This is a genomic window from Erwinia sp. GW821-FHT03D09, assembly GCF_059420805.1.
Genome location: NZ_JBWKUK010000002.1, coordinates 268909 through 291385, shown reverse-complemented (window position 1 = coordinate 291385; position 22477 = coordinate 268909). Strand labels below are relative to the sequence as shown.

At 50.0% G+C, this 22477-nt stretch carries 37 protein-coding genes; 2 read left to right on the top strand and 35 right to left on the bottom strand.

Going from position 1 to position 22477, the window contains the following annotated elements; translation table 11 throughout:
- Positions 1-52: 52 nt before the first annotated feature.
- Positions 53-1429 (top strand): Trk system potassium transporter TrkA, encoded by a 1377-nt coding sequence (trkA, locus tag AC07U6_RS03155; protein ID WP_105595755.1) that lies wholly within the window; start codon positions 53-55, stop codon positions 1427-1429.
- Between the two features lie 130 nt (positions 1430-1559).
- Positions 1560-1973, top strand: a complete 414-nt coding sequence (gene mscL / locus AC07U6_RS03150) for a large-conductance mechanosensitive channel protein MscL (protein WP_494761324.1) — start codon at positions 1560-1562, stop codon at positions 1971-1973.
- A gap of 6 nt (positions 1974-1979) precedes the next feature.
- Here mscL and AC07U6_RS03145 read toward each other — a convergent pair whose 3' ends face one another.
- The 35 genes from AC07U6_RS03145 to fusA all read right to left on the bottom strand — a co-directional run bounded on the left by AC07U6_RS03145 (position 1980) and on the right by fusA (position 22444).
- Complete coding sequence (locus AC07U6_RS03145) at positions 1980-2228, bottom strand: alternative ribosome-rescue factor A (protein ID WP_494761323.1); 249 nt, start codon at positions 2226-2228, stop codon at positions 1980-1982.
- A gap of 56 nt (positions 2229-2284) precedes the next feature.
- Complete coding sequence (gene zntR, locus AC07U6_RS03140) at positions 2285-2716, bottom strand: Zn(2+)-responsive transcriptional regulator (RefSeq protein WP_494761322.1); 432 nt, start codon at positions 2714-2716, stop codon at positions 2285-2287.
- Entirely contained in the window at positions 2716-3087 is a 372-nt protein-coding gene (locus AC07U6_RS03135; RefSeq protein WP_494761321.1) for a DnaJ family domain-containing protein, read from the bottom strand. The genes zntR and AC07U6_RS03135 overlap by 1 nt, the downstream gene beginning before the upstream one ends.
- Before the next feature lie 124 nt (positions 3088-3211).
- The gene (gene rplQ, locus AC07U6_RS03130; RefSeq protein WP_003850180.1) at positions 3212-3598 is read right to left on the bottom strand and encodes a 50S ribosomal protein L17; all 387 of its coding nucleotides are present in this window, start codon (positions 3596-3598) and stop codon (positions 3212-3214) included.
- Between the two features lie 40 nt (positions 3599-3638).
- On the bottom strand, positions 3639-4628 hold the full coding sequence (locus AC07U6_RS03125; RefSeq protein WP_494761320.1) for a DNA-directed RNA polymerase subunit alpha: 990 nt from the start codon (positions 4626-4628) through the stop codon (positions 3639-3641).
- A 25-nt stretch (positions 4629-4653) separates the two neighbouring features.
- A complete protein-coding gene (rpsD, locus tag AC07U6_RS03120) occupies positions 4654-5274 on the bottom strand; it encodes a 30S ribosomal protein S4 (RefSeq protein WP_494761319.1) in 621 nt (206 codons plus the stop codon).
- Between the two features lie 33 nt (positions 5275-5307).
- The gene (gene rpsK, locus AC07U6_RS03115) at positions 5308-5697 is read right to left on the bottom strand and encodes a 30S ribosomal protein S11 (RefSeq protein WP_034899652.1); all 390 of its coding nucleotides are present in this window, start codon (positions 5695-5697) and stop codon (positions 5308-5310) included.
- A 16-nt stretch (positions 5698-5713) separates the two neighbouring features.
- Positions 5714-6070, bottom strand: coding sequence for a 30S ribosomal protein S13 (gene rpsM / locus AC07U6_RS03110; protein ID WP_105595761.1), 357 nt, complete (start codon positions 6068-6070; stop codon positions 5714-5716).
- Between the two features lie 146 nt (positions 6071-6216).
- Complete coding sequence (rpmJ, locus tag AC07U6_RS03105) at positions 6217-6333, bottom strand: 50S ribosomal protein L36 (protein ID WP_004160566.1); 117 nt, start codon at positions 6331-6333, stop codon at positions 6217-6219.
- 32 nt (positions 6334-6365) lie between these two features.
- Positions 6366-7697, bottom strand: coding sequence for a preprotein translocase subunit SecY (gene secY / locus AC07U6_RS03100; protein ID WP_494761318.1), 1332 nt, complete (start codon positions 7695-7697; stop codon positions 6366-6368).
- Between the two features lie 7 nt (positions 7698-7704).
- Positions 7705-8139: a 50S ribosomal protein L15 gene (gene rplO, locus AC07U6_RS03095; protein ID WP_105595763.1), complete on the bottom strand. Its 435-nt coding sequence runs from the start codon at positions 8137-8139 to the stop codon at positions 7705-7707.
- Positions 8140-8142: 3 nt separating this feature from the next.
- Entirely contained in the window at positions 8143-8322 is a 180-nt protein-coding gene (gene rpmD / locus AC07U6_RS03090) for a 50S ribosomal protein L30 (RefSeq protein ID WP_004160569.1), read from the bottom strand.
- A 5-nt stretch (positions 8323-8327) separates the two neighbouring features.
- A complete protein-coding gene (gene rpsE / locus AC07U6_RS03085; protein WP_004160571.1) occupies positions 8328-8828 on the bottom strand; it encodes a 30S ribosomal protein S5 in 501 nt (166 codons plus the stop codon).
- A 14-nt stretch (positions 8829-8842) separates the two neighbouring features.
- Entirely contained in the window at positions 8843-9196 is a 354-nt protein-coding gene (rplR, locus tag AC07U6_RS03080) for a 50S ribosomal protein L18 (protein ID WP_004160572.1), read from the bottom strand.
- Between the two features lie 9 nt (positions 9197-9205).
- Positions 9206-9739, bottom strand: coding sequence for a 50S ribosomal protein L6 (gene rplF, locus AC07U6_RS03075; RefSeq protein WP_105595764.1), 534 nt, complete (start codon positions 9737-9739; stop codon positions 9206-9208).
- A 12-nt stretch (positions 9740-9751) separates the two neighbouring features.
- Positions 9752-10144, bottom strand: a complete 393-nt coding sequence (rpsH, locus tag AC07U6_RS03070; RefSeq protein WP_105595765.1) for a 30S ribosomal protein S8 — start codon at positions 10142-10144, stop codon at positions 9752-9754.
- 30 nt (positions 10145-10174) lie between these two features.
- Positions 10175-10480 (bottom strand): 30S ribosomal protein S14, encoded by a 306-nt coding sequence (gene rpsN / locus AC07U6_RS03065; RefSeq protein WP_494761317.1) that lies wholly within the window; start codon positions 10478-10480, stop codon positions 10175-10177.
- Positions 10481-10493: 13 nt separating this feature from the next.
- A complete protein-coding gene (rplE, locus tag AC07U6_RS03060; RefSeq protein WP_105595766.1) occupies positions 10494-11033 on the bottom strand; it encodes a 50S ribosomal protein L5 in 540 nt (179 codons plus the stop codon).
- A gap of 14 nt (positions 11034-11047) precedes the next feature.
- Positions 11048-11362, bottom strand: coding sequence for a 50S ribosomal protein L24 (gene rplX / locus AC07U6_RS03055; RefSeq protein ID WP_105595767.1), 315 nt, complete (start codon positions 11360-11362; stop codon positions 11048-11050).
- Between the two features lie 10 nt (positions 11363-11372).
- Positions 11373-11744, bottom strand: coding sequence for a 50S ribosomal protein L14 (rplN, locus tag AC07U6_RS03050; protein WP_494761316.1), 372 nt, complete (start codon positions 11742-11744; stop codon positions 11373-11375).
- A gap of 305 nt (positions 11745-12049) precedes the next feature.
- Positions 12050-12511: an amidohydrolase family protein gene (locus tag AC07U6_RS03045; RefSeq protein WP_494761315.1), complete on the bottom strand. Its 462-nt coding sequence runs from the start codon at positions 12509-12511 to the stop codon at positions 12050-12052.
- A gap of 103 nt (positions 12512-12614) precedes the next feature.
- Positions 12615-13526, bottom strand: coding sequence for an amidohydrolase family protein (locus AC07U6_RS03040; RefSeq protein ID WP_494761314.1), 912 nt, complete (start codon positions 13524-13526; stop codon positions 12615-12617).
- A gap of 276 nt (positions 13527-13802) precedes the next feature.
- Positions 13803-14057 (bottom strand): 30S ribosomal protein S17, encoded by a 255-nt coding sequence (gene rpsQ / locus AC07U6_RS03035; RefSeq protein ID WP_035344537.1) that lies wholly within the window; start codon positions 14055-14057, stop codon positions 13803-13805.
- Positions 14057-14248, bottom strand: a complete 192-nt coding sequence (gene rpmC, locus AC07U6_RS03030) for a 50S ribosomal protein L29 (RefSeq protein ID WP_024966580.1) — start codon at positions 14246-14248, stop codon at positions 14057-14059. Before rpmC ends, rpsQ begins: the two co-directional genes overlap by 1 nt.
- Positions 14248-14658: a 50S ribosomal protein L16 gene (gene rplP, locus AC07U6_RS03025; RefSeq protein WP_002438716.1), complete on the bottom strand. Its 411-nt coding sequence runs from the start codon at positions 14656-14658 to the stop codon at positions 14248-14250. Before rplP ends, rpmC begins: the two co-directional genes overlap by 1 nt.
- Before the next feature lie 12 nt (positions 14659-14670).
- Complete coding sequence (rpsC, locus tag AC07U6_RS03020; protein ID WP_045854067.1) at positions 14671-15369, bottom strand: 30S ribosomal protein S3; 699 nt, start codon at positions 15367-15369, stop codon at positions 14671-14673.
- 17 nt (positions 15370-15386) lie between these two features.
- Complete coding sequence (rplV, locus tag AC07U6_RS03015) at positions 15387-15719, bottom strand: 50S ribosomal protein L22 (protein WP_000447532.1); 333 nt, start codon at positions 15717-15719, stop codon at positions 15387-15389.
- Positions 15720-15731: 12 nt separating this feature from the next.
- Positions 15732-16010, bottom strand: coding sequence for a 30S ribosomal protein S19 (gene rpsS / locus AC07U6_RS03010; protein WP_004160590.1), 279 nt, complete (start codon positions 16008-16010; stop codon positions 15732-15734).
- A gap of 16 nt (positions 16011-16026) precedes the next feature.
- Complete coding sequence (gene rplB / locus AC07U6_RS03005; RefSeq protein ID WP_105595769.1) at positions 16027-16848, bottom strand: 50S ribosomal protein L2; 822 nt, start codon at positions 16846-16848, stop codon at positions 16027-16029.
- A gap of 17 nt (positions 16849-16865) precedes the next feature.
- On the bottom strand, positions 16866-17168 hold the full coding sequence (rplW, locus tag AC07U6_RS03000) for a 50S ribosomal protein L23 (protein WP_105595770.1): 303 nt from the start codon (positions 17166-17168) through the stop codon (positions 16866-16868).
- Positions 17165-17770 carry a 50S ribosomal protein L4 gene (gene rplD / locus AC07U6_RS02995; RefSeq protein WP_105595771.1) on the bottom strand — a complete coding sequence of 202 codons (606 nt, stop codon included), beginning with the start codon at positions 17768-17770 and terminating at the stop codon, positions 17165-17167. Before rplD ends, rplW begins: the two co-directional genes overlap by 4 nt.
- Before the next feature lie 10 nt (positions 17771-17780).
- Positions 17781-18410 carry a 50S ribosomal protein L3 gene (rplC, locus tag AC07U6_RS02990; protein WP_105595772.1) on the bottom strand — a complete coding sequence of 210 codons (630 nt, stop codon included), beginning with the start codon at positions 18408-18410 and terminating at the stop codon, positions 17781-17783.
- A gap of 32 nt (positions 18411-18442) precedes the next feature.
- Positions 18443-18754, bottom strand: coding sequence for a 30S ribosomal protein S10 (gene rpsJ, locus AC07U6_RS02985; RefSeq protein WP_001181005.1), 312 nt, complete (start codon positions 18752-18754; stop codon positions 18443-18445).
- 320 nt (positions 18755-19074) lie between these two features.
- The gene (gene tuf, locus AC07U6_RS02980) at positions 19075-20259 is read right to left on the bottom strand and encodes an elongation factor Tu (RefSeq protein ID WP_494761313.1); all 1185 of its coding nucleotides are present in this window, start codon (positions 20257-20259) and stop codon (positions 19075-19077) included.
- Positions 20260-20329: 70 nt separating this feature from the next.
- Positions 20330-22444, bottom strand: a complete 2115-nt coding sequence (fusA, locus tag AC07U6_RS02975; protein WP_494761312.1) for an elongation factor G — start codon at positions 22442-22444, stop codon at positions 20330-20332.
- Positions 22445-22477 lie beyond the last annotated feature (33 nt).

Sequence of the window (22477 nt, the reverse complement as noted above, 5' to 3'; positions counted from 1 at the left end):
GCTGCATCAGTGGCGCTACTAACCGAACAACAATAAGAAAGACTGAAGCAATATGAAAATCATCATTCTTGGCGCTGGACAGGTTGGCGGCACGCTCGCAGAAAACCTGGTCGGTGAAAATAACGATATTACCGTGGTCGATACCGATCCTCTCCGTCTGCGCCAGCTCCAGGACAAGTTTGACCTGCGTGTTGTACAGGGCCACGGCTCTCATCCTCGCGTATTGAGGGAGGCCGGGGCTGAAGATGCCGATATGCTGGTCGCCGTGACCAACTCTGATGAAACCAATATGGTGGCCTGCCAGGTCGCTTATTCCCTGTTTAACACGCCAAATCGTATCGCGCGTATCAGAGCCCCGGACTATATTCGCGATGCTGACAAGCTATTTATCCCCGAAGCCGTACCGATCGATCACTTGATCTCACCGGAACAGCTGGTCATCGATAATATTTATCGACTGATCGAATATCCCGGAGCCCTGCAGGTGGTGAATTTCGCCGAGGGGAAAGTCAGTCTGGCAGTAGTCAAAGCCTATTATGGTGGACCACTGGTCGGCAATGCGCTTTCCGTGATGCGGGAGCATATGCCACACATCGACACCCGAGTTGCAGCGATTTTTCGCCAGGATCGTCCTATACGCCCACAGGGATCAACGATTATTGAAGCCGGCGATGAGGTCTTCTTTATTGCAGCGAGCCAGCATATTCGTGCAGTAATGAGCGAGTATCAGCGTCTGGAAAAGCCCTATAAGCGCATTATGATCGTCGGCGGTGGCAATATTGGTTTTGGTCTTGCGCAGCGGCTTGAGAAGAACTACAGCGTCAAACTGATTGAACGCGATCAGCAGCGCGCAGCGGAACTGGCTGAGCATCTGCAAAATACCATCGTATTTTACGGTGATGCTTCGGATCAGGAGCTGCTCGCTGAAGAACATGTTGATCAAATCGATCTGTTTATTGCCATCACTAATGATGACGAAGCCAACATCATGTCGGCCATGCTGGCTAAACGTATGGGGGCTAAAAAAGCCATGGTGTTGATCCAGCGACGTGCCTACGTCGATCTGGTCCAGGGAAGCGTAATTGATATCGCCATTTCGCCTCAACAGGCAACCATTTCAGCACTGTTGGGCCACGTACGTAAAGCCGACATCGTTGGCGTTTCGTCGTTACGTCGCGGTGTAGCGGAAGCAATTGAAGCCATCGCCCACGGCGAGGAAACCACATCCAAAGTAGTTGGTCGCCTGATTGATGATATTAAACTGCCGCCGGGCACCATTATTGGTGCTGTCGTGCGTGGTAACGACGTGATGATTGCCAATGATAATTTGCGTATTGAACAGGGCGATCATGTCATTATGTTCCTGACCGATAAGAAATTTGTTCCGGACGTTGAGCGTCTGTTCCAGCCGAGTCCTTTCTTTTTGTAGCTCAACCGGCAATGCATGTGCATTGCTGGTCTTTTTACTACACTAATCAATGATCTTTATTCGATCTCATCGTGGAAAAACGACGATAGTTTGTTAAACTTTATAACCTGGCACAGGAAAGGAGATAACAATGAGTTTATTCAAAGAGTTTCGCGATTTCGCGATGCGTGGCAATGTCGTTGACCTCGCCGTTGGTGTTATCATCGGTGCCGCGTTTGGCAAGATTGTGTCCTCTCTCGTCGCAAATATCATCATGCCCCCGTTGGGCCTGCTGATTGGCGGGGTTGATTTTAAGCAGTTTAGTTGGGTTCTGAAGACGGCCGACGGCACTGCCCCAGCCGTTGTGATGGAATACGGCGTATTTCTTCAAACCATTTTTGATTTTGTCATCGTTGCTTTTGCTATCTTTATGGCAATCAAAGTCATGAATAAAATGTACAAGAAGAAAGAAGTGGAAAAATCGGCACCTGCACCTTCTGCAGAAGAAACATTGCTGACTGAGATCCGCGATCTGTTGAAAGCGCAGAACAATAAAACGCTGTAAGCGTAATCAGATAGAAAAAACCGTCGGGTTCGACGGTTTTTTTATGTCCGAAAAGTAGAAAGCCAGTGGTAAATGTTTGATACCGCATTTACCACTGGCCTCCCAGTTACCTTTCTTACCGTGTTTTTCTTTACGGCGATAACTTCCTTTACCTTTAACGTTTACTTCAATACGAGGTTTAAATAACGGGTCACTGAGTAAGGCTTCGAGTGCGTTATCGCGAATAACGCCTTTCTTGTGTTGATAATTTGCCACGATAAACTCCTGTTGAGTAATTACGGTGATGAATATAGGCCTCGTCGGAGTAGAATTCAATCACCCGTTTTAACTAAAGGTGTCATTGCTCCCTTTTCAAGGGCCTCCAGGATTGAGCAGTACACACTGCTGTGAGCAGTGCCGCAGCAGGCATCGTTCAAACGCTTTAGCGAGCGCTGCATGTGCTGAAGTTCGGCGATCATCGCTTCAACTTCCGTCAGGCGTTTCTGCACAATAGTCTTCGACTCCTGACAGGTGTGATGTTCAGGATCGACACGAATCGAAAGTAATTCACGGATTGCTTCAAGAGTGAAACCCAGCTGGCGCCCGTAGCGAATAAATCTGAGCCGCTGCAGATCATTATCGCTGTACAAGCGAAACCCGCCTTCAGTACGGACCTCATGATCCATCATCTGCTGCTTTTCATAAAAACGGATAGTATCCGGGGTTACATCTGCAAGTTTGGCCAACTGTCCTATACGATACATTACTTATCCTCGCTAAAACGCTGCTTAATCTTTAAGCCATAACCACCGCGTAGAAAATCCGTACTCATCCCAGCCTGCCTCAGTCGTAGCTTGAGCAGATGCAATCTGTTCGCGTGAAGTTCATAGCATTCATCCTGCGGACCGATGCCTTGCAGCAATTGCTCAAGATCGATTGCCTCTCGACGCATCTCCAACTCGGGTGGCAGATAGCCAGAGTTTTTTAGCAGGCGATATCCTGCGCCTAGTTCTGGAGGAATGTGACTATCGTCATCCAGCTGTAACGGTTGGCCTGCACCGGGCAGATTATCAAGTTCGCCCTCTCGCAGGGCTGTGAGAATATGCTGTTCAGCAAGTTGGTCAAGTAATGACACAGATTCACCTCCATTGACAAGCAGGCCTACAGCATAGCGCAACTGGCAGGGAAATGATGAACGAAGGGAATTTCAGATATAAAAAAACCCGCCGAAGCGGGTTTTTTTACGTTGCAGCTACAGATTACTCTGCAGCAGCTTCTGCTTGAGCTTCTGGACGATCAACCAGCTCGATGTAAGCCATCGGAGCGTTGTCACCAGCGCGGAAGCCACACTTCAGAATGCGAGTGTAACCACCGGCACGGCTCGCGAAACGCGGGCCCAGCTCGTTAAACAGTTTTGCCACGATCTCGTTATCACGAGTACGGGCGAATGCCAGACGACGATTAGCTACGCTGTCGGTCTTGGCAAGAGTAATCAGCGGCTCAACTACGCGACGCAGCTCTTTCGCTTTTGGCAGGGTCGTCTTGATGATCTCATGACGAACCAAAGAGCCAGCCATATTGCGGAACATAGCCTGACGATGGCTGCTGTTGCGGTTCAGTTGACGACCACTCTTACGATGGCGCATGACCTTATCCTTCTCAGTGAAACCTTAACCTGTGATCGGGTTATTCATCAGCAATGCTAGCTGGCGGCCAGTTTTCCAGGCGCATGCCCAGTGACAGACCACGAGAAGCCAGCACGTCTTTAATCTCGGTAAGAGATTTTTTACCAAGGTTAGGCGTCTTAAGAAGCTCAACCTCGGTACGCTGTACCAGATCACCGATGTAGTGGATAGCTTCTGCCTTAAGGCAGTTAGCAGAGCGGACAGTCAATTCCAGATCGTCAACAGGGCGCAGCAGGATCGGATCGAATTCTGGTTTCTCTTCTTTAACTTCTGGCTGACGAACATCACGTAAGTCAACGAAAGCTTCAAGTTGTTCTGCCAGGATGGTAGCCGCACGGCGGATCGCTTCTTCAGGATCGATAGTGCCGTTGGTTTCCATTTCGATGACCAGCTTGTCCAGGTCGGTACGCTGTTCTACACGCGCAGCTTCAACATTGTAGGCAATACGGTCTACAGGGCTGTAGCAGGCGTCAACCAACAGACGACCGATCGGGCGCTCATCTTCTTCCGAATGAATTCGGGCAGAAGCCGGCACATAACCACGACCACGCTGAACTTTGATACGCATGCTGATAGCTGCGCTCTCATCGGTCAGGTGACAGATCACGTGCTGCGGCTTGACGATTTCGACATCACCATCATGGGTGATATCGGCTGCAGTCACAGGGCCAATGCCAGATTTATTCAGAGTAAGAATAACTTCATCTTTGCCCTGAACTCTTACCGCCAAACCTTTCAGGTTGAGCAGGATTTCCAGGATATCTTCCTGTACACCCTCTTTGGTGCTGTACTCATGCAGTACACCATCAATTTCAACCTCGGTCACCGCGCAACCCGGCATTGATGAAAGCAGAATACGGCGCAGTGCGTTACCAAGAGTATGGCCAAAGCCACGCTCTAAAGGCTCAAGGGTCACCTTGGCGTGCGTCGAACTCACTTGCTCGATATCTACCAGGCGCGGTTTTAGAAACTCTGTCACAGAACCCTGCATTGTGTCCTCTCTTTGGTACTAAGCCTTACTTGGAGTAAAGCTCGACGATCAGGTGTTCGTTAATGTCCGCAGACAGATCGGTACGTTCAGGAGTACGCTTGAACACACCTTCCATCTTAGTTGCATCAACTTCCAGCCATGTTGGCTTTTCACGCTGTCCAGCCAGCTCCAGAGCGGCTTTCACGCGAGACTGCTTTTTGGCTTTCTCACGGATGCTAACAACGTCATTCGGAGATACCTGATAAGAAGCGATGCTAACAACGCGGCCGTTTACCATGATAGATTTGTGGCTAACCAACTGACGTGCTTCTGCACGAGTGGCGCCAAAGCCCATACGGTAAACTACGTTATCCAGACGACCTTCCAGCAGAGCTAACAGGTTTTCACCGGTGTTGCCTTTCAGACGTGCTGCTTCTTTATAATAGTTACGGAACTGACGCTCCAGCACGCCGTAGATACGACGAACTTTCTGCTTCTCACGTAACTGTACACCATAGTCAGACAGACGTGGCTTGCGCGCACCGTGCTGACCAGGAGCTTGTTCAATCTTACACTTGGTATCAATCGCGCGAACGCCAGACTTAAGGAACAGGTCTGTGCCTTCACGACGGCTCAGCTTGAGCTTAGGACCCAAATATCTTGCCATTTTCTTTCTCCAACATTCCTAAAAAACGGGGCGTTATACGCGACGTTTTTTCGGCGGACGACAACCGTTGTGAGGGATCGGAGTCACATCAGTAATATTAGTGATGCGGAAACCAGCAGCGTTCAGGGCACGAATAGTTGATTCGCGGCCTGGACCAGGACCCTTAACCATAACTTCCAGGTTCTTAATACCGTACTCTTTCACGGCGTCTGCGCAACGTTCTGCAGCTACCTGAGCAGCGAACGGCGTAGATTTACGAGAACCACGGAAACCGGAACCACCGGCTGTTGCCCAACCCAGCGCATTACCCTGACGATCGGTAATAGTTACGATGGTGTTGTTAAAAGACGCATGGACATGAGCCACGCCGTCAGAGACTTGCTTTCTTACACGCTTACGTGCACGAACTGGTGCCTTTGCCATTATTCAATCACCCCGATTATTTCTTGATCGGTTTACGCGGACCCTTACGGGTACGTGCGTTGGTCTTAGTACGCTGACCGCGCACTGGGAGACCACGACGATGACGCAAACCACGATAGCAACCAAGGTCCATCAGACGCTTGATGCTCAGGGTGACTTCACGACGCAGATCGCCTTCAACAACAAATTTAGCAACTGCATCACGCAGAATGTCGATTTGTTCTTCAGACAGTTCACTGATCTTAACATTTTCAGCAATACCCGTGTCTGCACAGATTTTCTGTGAGCGAGTCTTACCGATACCGAAGATAGCAGTTAATGCGATAACGGTATGTTTATGATCAGGAATGTTAATGCCTGCTATACGGGCCACTATGCACTCCTATTAATTAACTTATGCGTCCCATGCTGAAAAGCCCGTTTTCAGGATACTCAAATGGAAACGCATAGACATACAAAAGATTGGCTGGCTAATCTAGCCAGCTCAACCCAACTTTGCAAGAAAAATATGCGATTAAATCAGCCTTGGCGCTGTTTATGCTTTGGCTCGGCACTGCAAATCACACGTACAACACCGTCGCGACGGATGATTTTGCAGTTACGACATAATTTCTTGACGGAAGCACGAACTTTCATTTTTACTCTCCGTAACTTCTCAAGCGCCTGAATTAACGGCCATAGCCTTTCAGGTTTGCTTTCTTCAATGCAGACTCATACTGACTTGACATCATCAAAGTTTGCACTTGAGCCATAAAGTCCATAATGACAACGACTACGATCAGCAGTGATGTACCGCCGAAGTAGAATGGAACTTTCATCGCATCACGCATGAACTCCGGGATCAGGCAGATAAAAGTAATGTACAACGCACCAATTAAGGTAAGGCGTGTCATCACTTTATCGATATACTTCGCCGTCTGTTCTCCCGGACGAATACCTGGTACAAATGCACCAGACTTCTTCAGGTTATCTGCTGTTTCACGCGGGTTGAAAACCAACGCCGTGTAGAAGAAACAGAAGAAGATGATTGCAGTCGCATAGAGTAACACATAAAGCGGTTGACCTGGCTGTAAATACATCGAAATAGTAGTCAGCCAGTTCCAGCCAGTGCCGCCCCCGAACCATGACGCGATGGTCGCCGGGAACAGAATGATACTGGATGCAAATATAGCAGGGATTACACCGGCCATATTCACTTTCAACGGTAAATGCGTGCTCTGCGCAGCATAGACACGACGGCCTTGCTGACGTTTCGCATAGTTCACCACAATGCGGCGTTGACCACGCTCAACGAAAACAACGAAGAAGGTCACTGCAAATACGAGAACTGCAACCAACAGCAACAGGAGGAAGTGCAGGTCGCCTTGCCGCGCTTGCTCGATAGTATGGCCAATGGCCGGCGGAAGACCCGCAACTATACCAGCAAAGATAATGATCGAGATACCGTTACCGATACCTCGTTCAGTAATTTGCTCGCCTAACCACATCAGGAACATCGTTCCTGTGACCAGACTTACAACAGCAGTGAAATAGAATGCAAAGCCCGGGTTTAATACCAGGCCTTGCATACCAGGCATATTCGGAAGACCGGTAGCAATACCGATCGACTGGAATATTGCCAGCACCAGAGTACCGTAACGGGTGTACTGACTAATCTTACGACGGCCAGCCTCCCCTTCTTTCTTAATCTCTGCTAACGCTGGATGAACCACCGTCAGCAGCTGGATAATAATAGAGGCCGAAATATACGGCATAATACCCAGGGCAAAGATAGAAGCACGGCTCAAAGCACCACCAGAGAACATGTTGAACATTTCAATGATGGTGCCACGCTGTTGCTCAAGCAGTTTGGCAAGTACAGTGGCATCGATACCAGGGATTGGAATAAAAGAGCCAATTCGGAAGACAATCAGCGCACCAATTACAAACAGAAGTCTGCGTTTTAGTTCGCCAAAACCACCCTTGGCACTTTGAAAATCTAATCCCGGTTGCTTAGCCATCTGCTACTTATTCCTCAATTTTACCGCCAGCAGCTTCGATTGCAGCACGAGCGCCTTTAGTGACACGCAGGCCGCGAATCGTTACCGGTGCAGAAACTTCGCCAGACAGAATCACTTTCGCGAACTCAATCTGAATACCGATAATGTTAGCCGCTTTCAGCGTGTTCAGGTCGACGATACCGCCTTCAACTTTCGCCAGGTCAGACAGACGAACTTCTGCAGTGACCATTGCTTTGCGAGAGGTGAAACCGAATTTCGGCAGACGACGGTACAGAGGCATCTGACCGCCTTCAAAACCACGACGTACGCCACCACCAGAACGTGAGTTCTGACCTTTGTGACCACGACCGCCGGTTTTTCCGAGACCAGAACCAATACCACGACCTAAACGTTTAGGAGCGTGCTTAGACCCTTCGGCCGGAGACAGAGTATTTAAACGCATCTGTTACTCCTCCACTTTAACCATGTAGGAAATCGCGTTAACCATACCGCGTACAGCTGGCGTGTCTTCACGCTCTACGGTGTGGTTAATACGACGCAGACCCAGGCCAAGCAGTGTTGCCTTGTGTTTTGGCAAACGACCGATCGAACTGCGGGTTTGAGTAATTTTAATAGTCTTAGCCATGGTCATTACCCCAGAATGTCTTCAACGGATTTGCCACGTTTCGCAGCAACCATTTCTGGAGAATTCATATTGGCCAGGCCATCCAGAGTTGCACGAACCACGTTAATCGGGTTGGTGGAACCGTAGGCTTTAGCCAGTACGTTATGAACCCCAGCGACTTCCAGGACGGCGCGCATTGCACCACCGGCGATGATACCGGTACCTTCAGAAGCCGGCTGCATGAACACGCGAGAACCTGTGTGCACGCCTTTAACAGGGTGCTGCAGGGTGCCGTTGTTCAGCGCAACGTTAATCATATTGCGACGAGCTTTTTCCATCGCTTTCTGGATCGCTGCTGGAACTTCACGCGCTTTACCGTAACCAAAACCAATGCGTCCGTTACCATCACCAACAACAGTCAGAGCTGTGAAGGAGAAAATACGACCACCTTTAACGGTTTTAGATACGCGATTTACCGCGATCAGCTTTTCCTGCAGTTCGCCAGCTTGTTTTTCGATGTGTGCCATCTTACACCTCTACCTTAGAACTGTAGGCCAGCTTCACGGGCAGCATCTGCCAGTGCCTGGACACGACCATGATATTGGAAACCAGAACGGTCGAAAGAAACACCAGTGATGCCTTTCTCGATTGCGCGTTCCGCAACTGCTTTACCTACAGCAGCAGCAGCGTCTTTGTTTCCAGTGTACTTCAGTTGCTCACTGATAGCTTTTTCTACTGTAGAAGCAGCCACCAGGACTTCAGAACCGTTAGGTGCGATTACCTGTGCGTAAATATGACGCGGGGTACGATGTACCACCAGGCGAGTAGCACCCAGCTCTTTGAGCTTGCGACGTGCGCGGGTCGCACGACGGATACGAGCAGATTTCTTATCCATAGTGTTACCTTACTTCTTCTTAGCCTCTTTGGTACGCACGACTTCGTCGGCGTAACGAACACCCTTACCTTTGTAAGGCTCAGGACGACGGTAGGCGCGCAGATCCGCTGCAACCTGACCAATCAGCTGTTTATCAGCGCCTTTCAGCACGATTTCAGTCTGAGTTGGACATTCAGCAGTGATTCCCGCTGGCAGCTCATGGTCAACAGGGTGAGAGAAGCCCAGGGCTAAGCTCACAGAGTTGCCTTTAACGGCTGCACGATAACCTACACCAACCAGCTGCAGCTTCTTAGTGAAGCCTTCGGTAACACCGATAACCATACCGTTCAGCAGCGCACGAGAAGTACCAGCCTGTGCCCAACCATCCACAAAACCTTCGCGTGGAGCGAAAGTCAGTGCATTGTCAGCATGCTTAACTTCTACAGCGTCGTTGAGCGTACGAGTCAGCTCGCCGTTTTTACCTTTGATCGAAATTACCTGACCGTTGAGTTTTACCTCTACGCCGGCAGGAATCGCGACTGGTGCTTTAGCAACACGAGACATTTATTCCTCCGATTAAGCTACGTAGCAGATAATTTCGCCACCAAGACCAGCCTGGCGTGCGGCACGATCGGTCATAACACCTTTAGAGGTAGAAACAACAGCGATACCCAGTCCTGCCATAACTTTTGGCAGCTCGTCTTTGCGCTTATAAATGCGCAGACCTGGACGTGAAACACGCTGAATGCTTTCTACAACAGCCTTGCCCTGGAAGTACTTAAGAGTCAGTTCCAGTTCTGGCTTGATGTCGCCTTCGATTTTAAATTCTTCAATATAACCTTCTTCCTTCAGCACGTTGGCAATTGCCACTTTCAGCTTGGAGGAAGGCATGGTGACCGCAACTTTGTTCGCGGCTTGACCGTTACGGATACGGGTCAGCATATCCGCGATCGGATCTTGCATGCTCATCTGTCTTTACTCCCGTGATTCTATTGGTAATTACCAGCTAGCCTTTTTCAAGCCAGGTACTTCACCGCGCATGGCGGCTTCACGCAACTTGATACGGCTCAACCCGAACTTGCCCACATAACCATATGGACGGCCAGTTTGACGGCAGCGCTTACGCTGACGAGACGGGCTGGAATCACGCGGCAGAGTTTGCAGCTTGAGAACAGCATTCCAACGATCTTCGTCGGATGAGTTCACACTTGAAATAATAGCTTTCAGTTCCTCGCGCTTGGCGCGGTACTTGTCAGCCAGTTTCACGCGAACGACTTCGCGTGCTTTCATTGATTGCTTAGCCATCAGTAACCCTGCCTTACTTGCGGAACGGGAAGTTAAAAGCAGCCAACAGTGCGCGGCCTTCATCATCAGATTTCGCAGTAGTGGTAATGGTAATATCCAAACCACGAACGCGGTCGACTTTGTCATAGTCGATCTCTGGGAAGATGATCTGCTCGCGAACACCCATGCTGTAGTTACCGCGGCCATCGAATGACTTAGCGGACAAGCCACGGAAGTCACGGATACGTGGTACAGCAATAGAAATCAGGCGCTCAAAGAACTCCCACATGCGTTCACCACGCAGAGTCACTTTACAGCCGATCGGATAGCCCTGGCGGATTTTGAAGCCTGCAACTGATTTGCGTGCTTTGGTGATAAACGGCTTTTGACCGGAGATTGCTGCCAGATCGGCTGCTGCGTTATCCAGCAGTTTCTTGTCAGCGATCGCTTCACCAACACCCATGTTCAGGGTGATCTTCTCGACCCGAGGGACTTGCATGACAGAATTGTAGTTGAACTCAGTCATGAGTTTATTAACTACTTCGTCTTTGTAGTAATCATGCAGTTTCGCCATCGTACTACTCCAAATTACTTGATAGTTTCGCTGTTAGACTTGAAGAAACGGACTTTTTTGCCGTCTTCGAATCTAAAGCCTACACGGTCAGCCTTGCCGGTTGCCGAGTTGAACAGTGCAACGTTGGAAACCTGAATAGCGGCTTCTTTTTCAACGATGCCACCTGGTTGGTTCAGAGCCGGTACAGGCTTCTGATGTTTCTTAACCAGGTTGATACCTTCAACAATGAGCTTGCCAGAAGACAGAACATTTTTAACTTTACCGCGCTTACCTTTATCTTTGCCGGTCAGCACGATAACTTCGTCATCGCGACGGATTTTAGCTGCCATTTTTCGCTCCTTAGAGTACTTCTGGTGCCAGAGAGATAATTTTCATGAACTTTTCATTACGAAGTTCACGAGTTACCGGCCCAAAAATACGCGTTCCGATTGGCTGCTCAGTGTTATTATTTAAAATAACGCATGCATTACCATCGAAGCGAATGACAGAACCGTCCGGGCGACGAACACCCTTCCTGGTGCGCACCACTACCGCCTTCAGCACATCACCCTTCTTAACCTTACCGCGAGGAATTGCTTCCTTGATGGTAATTTTGATGATGTCGCCAACGCCTGCGTAGCGACGGTGCGAGCCACCCAGAACCTTGATACACATTACGCGACGTGCACCGGAGTTGTCGGCGACGGTCAGCATAGTCTGTTCTTGGATCATTTTAGTGCTCCGCTAATGTCAACTACTACTTCGGGACCTGATTCAGGTCGTTTAAAAGCCCCATAATTGAGGGCGCAGTATTATAACACCGCATTTCGCATATGGGTAGAAAAAATAACCGCCTCAAATCGAGTCGTTATTTGGACCTCTGGAAAGAGGAACGCGACATTCTAAGGAATTGTTCATCCGGTAGCAATCGCAATCTGTACAATACGCCAGCTTATTTCAACTCAGGACTGCGGATTGACCTTAAAGATGGTGCAAGCAGCTCGTAGACCGCCAGACTGCCCTGAATAAAGCCTGGGTTAATAGAGTTTAGCGGCCAACTTATTATGGTGTTCCATGATTACCGGGAGATCGCTCTGCGTCATCTGCCCTTCCCTGATCAGTGCCCGACCATTAATAATGCTCCAGGCTACCTGTCCAGGATTACAGAATACCAAGGCTGCCACCGGATCGTGAACCGCACCGGCCATCCCGGGCTTATTGAGATCGAATACGGCAATATCTGCCATCATACCCGGCGCCAGAGAGCCAACATCGTCACGGTTAAGTACCTTCGCACCGCCTAAGGTTGCAATCTCCAGAGCCTCCCGGGCTGTTATGGCATCAGGGCCAAACCCTACTCGCTGCAACAGCATCGCCTGACGGTGTTCATTAATCACATCAGACGTATTATTCGACGCCGAGCCATCAACCCCCAGTGCAGCATGCATTCCGGCATCCAGCATTTTACGCACCGGCGCAATCCCAGAAGCCAGCCTCATATTAGAGCAGGGCGATGCGCCACACCCGTTCCAGTGCAAGCCAAAAGTTTGATACCGTAGTCATCCGGTTTTACACAATGTGCATGCACACATCATGATCAACTCAGCCCAGTTCCTCAACGTAATCAGCTGGAGTACGATTAAATTTTTCCCGACTGTAGCGAATATCGCTGTCGTTTTCCGCAAGGTGTGTGTGCATAGAAACCTTATAATACCTTGCCAGTTCGGCCGATTCCTTCATCAGAGCCGGAGTAACAGAGAACGGCGAGCAGGGCGCAACGACAAGGCGGAGCATAGATCCTCGACGGTCATCATGATATCTCTCGATCACTCGCTGAGTGTCCGAGAGAATCACACTCTCCTTCTCAACTAATGAGTCTGGCGGTAGGCCTCCCTGTGATTTACCCAGGCTCATACTTCCCCGGGCCGGATGGAATCGCATCCCCATACCGTCTGTTGCTTCTATACTGTCATCCAGACTGCAGCCGTTCGGATAAACATAAAGGTGATCGCTGGTTGTCGTACATCCCGAAAGCATAAGCTCGGCCATCGGCATCTGTGTTGAGACGCGGATCATTTCCGGTGTCAGCTTTTCCCAGATCGGATACAGGCTGGTTATCCATTTAAACAATTCACCGCCCTGCGCTGGCGGGATGACTCGCGTCAGGCTCTGGTACATATGGTGATGAGGATTAATTAAGCCGGGAATAACGATGTGTCCTCTCAGGTCTATCACCTCATCTGCCGTCTGCAGCAACTTCTCCATTTTCCCTACTGCAGCGAACGTATTGCCCTTTATCAGCACGCTACCACCGCGAATTTCACGTCTTGCAGAATCCATGGTGACGACAATGTCAGCATTTTTTAACAGCAACGTGCGATTTTCACTAAAAATGGGTTTGCTGGCTGAATCACCAGTTCCGGTTCCCTCTACTGCCAGCAAGCGAGAAGATACAGCCAACAATGGTACTGCCAGCAGCAGCCTGCGATTGCGATCGGGTGTGTCATTCGGCATAGGTACTTTCCATGTTTTTGATGAATCAGGGCCCTGTATAGCTCACCCTGCATTTATGCCATTACGATATCGTAAGCATCAGAGCGGTTTATGAATGGCGCCCAACACCAAAGATGATCTTAATCATACTTAACTCTCAGCCAGGAGTTCGGGATTAAAGATTCACAAAAACAATTAAGGGGTAATTAAGAGGTAAAAAAAGAGGGGGGAAACGTGACTAGCAGAAAAGAAAAAACCCCCGGCAAGCGGGGGTTTTTACAGAGACAGAAGTTCTAATTACAGAACCGCTTTCTCTACAACGCGAACCAGAGTCCATGACTTAGTCTTGGACAGTGGACGGCATTCGCGGATTTCAACCACGTCACCGATACCACATTCGTTGTTCTCGTCGTGTACGTGCAGCTTGGTCGTACGCTTGATGAATTTACCGTAGATCGGGTGCTTCACGAAACGCTCGATAGCAACAACAGCAGATTTCTGCATTTTGTCACTAACAACACGACCCTGCAGAGTACGGATTTTATCGGTCATTACGCACCCGCCTTCTCAGTCAGTAAAGTCTTAACGCGTGCAACATCACGACGCACATTCTTCAGCAGATGAGTCTGCTGCAGTTGGCCGGATGCTGCCTGCATGCGCAGGTTGAACTGCTCACGCAGCAGGTTAAGCAGCTCAGTGTTCAGCTCTTCAACGCTTTTTTCACGCAGCTCTGTTGCTTTCATTACATCACCGTCTTAGTTACAAAGGTGGTTTTGATAGGCAGTTTTGCTGCTGCCAGCTTGAATGCTTCACGGGCCAGCTCTTCCGGAACACCGTCCATTTCATACAGGACTTTACCTGGCTGGATCAAGGCAACCCAATACTCTACGTTACCTTTACCTTTACCCATACGCACTTCCAGCGGCTTCTCGGTAATTGGTTTGTCCGGGAATACACGGATCCAAATTTTACCTTGACGCTTAACTGCACGGGTCATAGCACGACGTGCTGCTTCGATCTGACGGGCAGTCAGACGACCACGGCCAACAGCTTTCAGACCGAAAGTACCGAAGCTAACATCCGTACCCTGCGCCAGACCACGGTTGCGGCCTTTGTGCACTTTACGGAATTTCGTACGCTTTGGTTGTAACATCAGCGACTCTCCTTACTTACGGCCTTTACGCTGCTGCTTTTTAGGTTGAGCAGCCGGTTCCGGTTGTTCAACAGCAGCCATACCACCCAGGATCTCACCTTTGAAGATCCATACCTTAACGCCGATTACACCATAAGTGGTGTGGGCTTCAGAGGTGTTGTAGTCAATGTCTGCACGCAGAGTATGCAGTGGCACGCGGCCTTCACGGTACCATTCGGTACGCGCGATTTCTGCACCGCCAAGACGGCCACTAACTTCAACTTTAATCCCTTTAGCGCCCAGACGCATTGCGTTCTGTACAGCACGCTTCATAGCACGACGGAACATCACACGACGCTCCAGCTGTGAAGTGATGCTGTCAGCAACCAATTTAGCGTCCAGTTCCGGTTTACGGACTTCGGCGATATTGATCTGTGCAGGAACGCCAGCGATATCCGCTACGACCTTGCGCAGTTTTTCTACATCTTCACCTTTCTTACCGATGACGATGCCAGGACGAGCGGTGTGAATGGTCACACGGATGCTCTTAGCTGGACGCTCGATAACGATACGAGAGACGGATGCTTTTGACAGTTCCTTGGTCAGGAACTGACGAACTTTAAAGTCGCTGTCCAGGTTGTCAGCGAATTCTTTGGTATTTGCGAACCAGGTAGAGTTCCAGGGTTTAACAATACCCAGGCGAATACCATTAGGATGTACTTTCTGACCCATTGCTAGTCTCCAGAGTCTCAGCGATCGGACACAACCACAGTAATGTGGCTGGTGCGCTTCAGGATGCGATCTGCACGACCTTTCGCACGCGGCATAATGCGCTTCATGCTTGGGCCTTCGTCTACGAAGATTTTCGTGACTTTCAGATCATCAATGTCAGCGCCATCGTTGTGTTCGGCGTTAGCAATGGCAGATTCCAGAACTTTCTTGACCAGTACAGCCGCTTTCTTATTGGTGTAGGTCAAAATGTCCAGAGCCTGCGACACTTTCTTACCGCGTACAAGATCTGCTACCAGGCGAACCTTCTGAGCAGAAGAACGAGCGTGGCGATGTTTAGCGATAGTTTCCATCTCTTCCTCCTGTTAGCGTTTCTTAGCTTTCTTATCAGCTGCGTGACCGCGATAAGTACGAGTCGGTGCAAATTCACCCAGTTTGTGACCGACCATTTCGTCGGAAACAAAGACAGGAACGTGCTGACGACCATTATGGACAGCGATGGTCAAACCGATCATGTTAGGGAAGATCGTTGAACGACGGGACCAGGTGCGCAGTGGCTTCTTGTCTCCGCTTTCCAAAGCTTTCTCTACCTTCTTCAGCAAGTGCAGGTCAATAAAAGGACCTTTCTTGAGAGAACGTGGCATGGCTTATCCTCTAAAATTATTTGCTACGGCGACGTACGATAAATTTATCAGTACGCTTGTTGCTACGGGTCTTCTTACCTTTGGTCTGAACGCCCCACGGAGTTACCGGGTGCTTACCAAAGTTACGACCTTCACCACCACCGTGCGGGTGATCAACTGGGTTCATCGCGGTACCACGAACGGTCGGACGAACACCACGCCAACGGGTTGCACCGGCTTTACCCAGAACGCGAAGCATGTGCTCCGAGTTACCGACTTCGCCCAGGGTCGCGCGGCAGTCAGCTTCGACTTTACGCATTTCACCAGAACGCAGACGCAGGGTAACGTAAGAACCATCACGCGCAACGATCTGCACGTAAGTACCAGCAGAGCGAGCAATCTGACCGCCTTTGCCTGGTTTCATTTCTACGTTATGCACGGTAGAACCAACTGGGATGTTACGCATCGGCAGTGTGTTACCTGCTTTGATCGCAGCATCAACGCCAGACTGAATCTGGTCGCCAGCTTTCAGGCCTTTAGGGGCCAGGATGTAACGGCGCTCGCCGTCTTTGTACAGAACCAGCGCGATGTTCGCGGAGCGGTTCGGATCGTACTCAAGACGTTCAACGGTCGCTGGGATACCATCTTTGTTGCGTTTGAAGTCAACAATACGGTAAGCCTGCTTGTGACCACCACCGATATGACGGGTAGTGATGCGACCATTGTTGTTACGGCCACCGGATTTGCTGTTTTTTTCTACCAGCGGGGCAAATGGTTTGCCCTTGTGCAGCTCCGCGTTCACCACTTTAACTACATGGCGACGACCCGGAGATGTCGGTTTACATTTAACAACTGCCATTGTTCTTCTCCTCCGACTTACTCAGCGCCGCCGACGAAGTCCAGATTCTGGCCTTCTTTCAGGGTGACGTAAGCTTTTTTCCAGTCGTTACGACGACCAATACGCTGTCCAGAACGTTTAACTTTCCCTTTAACTACCAGGGTGTTAACGACTTCGACTTCAACTTCGAAAAGTTTCTGCACAGCGGCTTTGATTTCTGCTTTGGTCGCGTCTTTAGCAACTTTGAGAACGATGGTGTTTGTTTTTTCCATCGCAGCAGATGCTTTTTCAGATACGTGCGGCGCGCGCAGTACTTTCAGCAGACGTTCTTCACGGATCATGCCAGCATCTCCTCAACTTGCTTAACTGCATCAGCAGTCATAACGACTTTGTCGAAGGCGATCAGGCTAACTGGGTCGATACCCGCTGCATCACGTACGTCAACCTTGTACAGGTTACGTGCGGCCAGGAACAGGTTCTCTTCCAGTTCGCCAGTGATGATCAGCACATCTTCCAGAGCCATGTCTTTCAGTTTCTCTACCAGCAGCTTAGTTTTAGGCGCTTCAAGAGAGAACTGCTCGACAACGATCAGACGTTCCTGACGTACCAGCTCGGACAGAATGCTTTTCAGCGCGCCGCGGTACATCTTTTTGTTAACTTTTTGACTGTGGTCCTGAGGCTTCGCAGCGAAGGTCACGCCACCTGAACGCCAGATCGGGCTCTTTACAGAACCTGAACGCGCACGGCCGGTACCTTTCTGGCGCCACGGCTTTTTGCCGGAACCAGTTACTTCAGCACGAGTCTTCTGAGCACGAGTACCTTGACGGGCACCTGCTGCATAAGCAACAACAACCTGATGTACCAGCGCTTCGTTGAAATCACGACCGAAGGTAGTTTCGGAAACAGTCAGCGCGCTTTGCGCGTCTTTCAGTACTAATTCCATTGCTATCCCCTTACGCCTTCACAGCTGGTTTAACGATCAGGTCGCTACCGGTAGCACCGGGAACTGCACCTTTAACCAGCAGCAGGTTGCGCTCAGCGTCAACACGCACTACGTCCAGGCTCTGAACGGTTACACGTTCGTTACCCAGCTGGCCTGCCATTTTCTTGCCTTTGAACACTTTGCCCGGAGTCTGGTTCTGACCGATAGAACCCGGTACGCGGTGAGACAAGGAGTTACCGTGAGTGGCATCCTGAGTACGGAAGTTCCAGCGCTTAACAGTACCGGCAAAACCTTTACCTTTAGATGTTCCAGTCACGTCAACTTTTTTCACGTCAGCGAAAATGTCAACATTAATGCTCTGACCTACGGTGAACTCTGCGCCTTCTTCAGTGCGGAATTCCCACAGACCACGGCCAGCTTCAACGCCAGCTTTAGCAAAGTGACCTGCTTCCGGCTTAGTTACACGGTTAGCTTTTTTAGCACCGGTAGTTACCTGGATAGCAGTGTAACCGTCATTTTCCAGGCCTTTGACCTGAGTAACGCGGTTTGCTTCAATTTCGATCACGGTTACAGGGATAGAAACGCCATCTTCTGTGAAGATACGGGTCATACCCACTTTTTTACCGACTAAACCAATCATTGTTTCAACCTCTCAATCGCTCAATGACCTGATTAACCCAGGCTGATCTGCACGTCAACACCTGCAGCCAGATCCAGACGCATCAGAGCATCAACCGTTTTTTCGGTTGGCTCAACGATGTCAACCAGACGCTTGTGAGTGCGAATCTCGTACTGATCGCGCGCGTCTTTGTTGACGTGCGGAGAGATCAGAACGGTAAAGCGCTCTTTGCGGGTCGGCAGCGGGATAGGACCACGAACCTGCGCACCAGTGCGCTTGGCAGTCTCTACGATTTCCGCAGTTGATTGATCGATCAGACGATGATCAAACGCTTTAAGACGGATACGGATTCTTTGGTTCTGCATGAGACCAGAGCTCCAATTATTTATAAACGAAAATAATTACTACTCGCATCCATTACGATTGATGGAGGAGTGTAATCGTTGAGCACATAACCCGCATATCGCGAGTATTGTTAGCTGGCATTTTCATACCGGCTGGCGACTCATATTGAATCGCGCCTGGCCATATTGGCAGGCCCGCGTATTATACGTACATATGGAGGCAAAGCAACCATTATCCTGAGGCAATTATCAGGATTACTCAATTTTGGCCAAAAAAAAGAGCGCCGAAGCGCTCTCTTTTCTGCTCTGGCAGAGCGAGCCCTGCCAGACAAGTATCACAATTAAGCGATAACTTTAGCAACAACACCAGCACCAACGGTACGGCCGCCTTCGCGAATTGCGAAACGCAGACCGTCGTCCATTGCGATTGGTTTGATCAGTTCAACAACCAGTTTAATGTTGTCGCCTGGCATTACCATCTCAACGCCTTCTGGCAGTTCGATGGTACCGGTCACGTCAGTTGTACGGAAGTAGAACTGTGGACGGTAGCCTTTGAAGAATGGGCTGTGACGGCCGCCTTCTTCTTTAGACAGAATATAAACTTCTGACTCGAACTTGGTGTGTGGCTTGATTGAGCCTGGCTTAGCCAGAACCTGGCCGCGCTCAACGTCTTCACGCTTAATACCACGCAGCAGGATACCACAGTTCTCACCCGCACGGCCTTCGTCCAGCAGCTTACGGAACATTTCAACGCCGGTACAGGTTGATTTCACGGTGTCTTTCAGACCCACGATCTCAACTTCTTCACCCACTTTAATGATACCGCGCTCTACACGACCGGTAACAACAGTACCACGGCCGGAGATGGAGAATACGTCTTCGATAGGCAGCAGGAACGGCAGGTCGATTGCACGTACTGGCTCTGGGATGTAAGAATCCAGGTAACCAGCCAGTTCGATGATCTTAGCTTCCCACTCAGCTTCACCCTGCAGTGCTTTCAGTGCAGAACCGTGAACAATTGGGGTGTCGTCGCCTGGGAAGTCGTACTGTGACAGCAGGTCACGTACTTCCATCTCAACCAGCTCCAGCAGCTCTTCATCATCAACCATGTCACATTTGTTCATGAACACGATGATGAATGGAACGCCAACCTGACGACCCAGCAGGATGTGCTCACGAGTCTGTGGCATTGGGCCATCAGTTGCAGCAACAACCAGGATTGCGCCGTCCATCTGAGCAGCACCGGTGATCATGTTTTTCACATAGTCGGCGTGGCCCGGGCAGTCAACGTGCGCATAGTGGCGAGTTGGGGTGTCATATTCAACGTGAGAAGTGTTGATGGTGATACCACGTGCTTTTTCTTCTGGTGCGTTATCGATCTGGTCGAATGCACGAGCAGAACCGCCGTAGGTTTTAGCCAGAACGGTGGTGATAGCAGCAGTCAGGGTAGTTTTACCGTGGTCAACGTGGCCGATAGTACCTACGTTGACGTGCGGTTTGGAACGTTCAAATTTCTCTTTAGCCACGACGATATTCCTTACTTTAATGCTCTCACCCTTTGGTGAGAGCATAGGATCAATATTTTAAAACTGTAGCTTATTTGCTACGAGCTTCGATAACGGCCTGAGCGACGTTGTTCGGCGCATCATCATACTTCAGGAACTCCATGGAGTAAGAAGCACGGCCTTTAGTCAGAGAACGCAGCTGAGTAGCATATCCGAACATTTCAGACAGCGGAACTTCAGCGTGGATCTGAACGCCAGCAGCGTTAGATTCCTGTCCTTTGAGCATACCACGACGACGGCTAAGGTCACCGATAACGTCACCGGTGTTCTCTTCCGGAGTCTCTACTTCAACCTTCATGATCGGCTCAAGCAGAACTGGAGTTGCTTTCTTAAAGCCGTCTTTAAACGCGATAGAAGCCGCCAGTTTAAACGCCAACTCAGAGGAGTCGACGTCATGGTATGAACCGAAGTGCAGACGAACACCCAGATCGACTACTGGATAACCAGCCAGAGGACCTGATTTCAGCTGCTCCTGGATACCTTTATCAACCGCAGGAATGTATTCGCCAGGAATCACGCCGCCTTTGATGTCGTTGACAAACTCGTAACCTTTAGGGTTAGAGCCCGGCTCCAGTGGGTACATGTCGATAACAACATGACCGTACTGACCGCGACCACCAGACTGCTTAGCGTGTTTACCTTCGATATCGGTAACTTTAGAGCGAATTGCTTCGCGATAAGCAACCTGAGGTTTACCGACGTTCGCTTCAACGTTGAATTCACGCTTCATACGGTCAACGATGATGTCGAGGTGCAGCTCACCCATACCAGCAATGATGGTCTGGTTAGACTCTTCATCAGTCCATACGCGGAATGATGGGTCTTCTTTTGCCAGACGGCCCAGAGCCAGACCCATTTTTTCCTGGTCAGCTTTGGTTTTTGGCTCAACGGCGATCGAGATTACCGGCTCAGGGAATTCCATGCGCTCCAGAATGATCACGCTTTCCGGATCACACAGAGTGTCACCGGTAGTCACGTCTTTCAGACCGATAGCTGCAGCGATATCGCCCGCGCGAACTTCTTTGATCTCTTCACGTTTGTTGGCGTGCATCTGTACGATACGGCCCAGACGCTCACGAGCTGACTTAACCGGGTTGAATACGGTGTCGCCAGAGTTCACAACGCCAGAATAAACGCGGAAGAAGGTCAGGTTACCCACAAACGGGTCGGTAGCGATTTTGAACGCCAGAGCAGCAAACGGTTCTTTGTCATCAGAGTGACGAACAGCCGGCGTGTCTTTACCGTCATCCAGCATACCGTTGATTGCTTCAACGTCATTTGGTGCTGGCAGGTATTCAACAACCGCATCCAGCATCGCCTGAACACCTTTGTTCTTAAATGCAGAACCACAGGTAACCAGAATGATTTCGTTTTTCAGCACGCGCTTACGCAGAGAATTTTTGATCTCTTCTTCGGTCAGCTCTTCACCGCTGAAGAATTTCTCCATCAGCTCGTCAGAACCTTCCGCAGCCGCTTCAACCAGCTTCGCACGCCATTCTTCGGCCAGTTCCTGCATATCAGCTGGGATATCTTCGTAAACGAAGGTCACGCCCTGATCGGCGTCGTTCCAGTTGATCGCTTTCATTTTCACCAGGTCAATAACACCGGTGAATTTCTCTTCTGCGCCGATAGCCAGCTGCAATGGTACTGGGTTTGCACCCAGACGCGATTCCATCTGACCAACAACTTTCAGGAAGTTAGCACCCATGCGGTCCATTTTGTTAACGAACGCGATACGTGGAACTTTATATTTGTTAGCCTGGCGCCATACGGTTTCAGACTGTGGCTGAACACCACCAACCGCACAGTAAACCATTACTGCGCCGTCAAGAACACGCATGGAACGTTCTACTTCGATAGTGAAGTCAACGTGTCCCGGGGTGTCGATGATGTTTACGTGGTGTGGCTCAAACTGCTTAGCCATACCAGACCAGTAACAGGTGGTCGCAGCGGAGGTGATAGTAATACCACGTTCCTGTTCCTGCTCCATCCAGTCCATGGTTGCTGCGCCGTCATGTACTTCACCGATTTTGTGGTTTACACCGGTGTAGAACAGAACACGTTCGGTCGTTGTCGTTTTACCGGCGTCGATGTGCGCACTGATACCGATATTACGGTAGCGCTCAATGGGTGTTTTACGAGCCATTTGATTCCTCTGATTCTCGGACGTTCTAAGTTA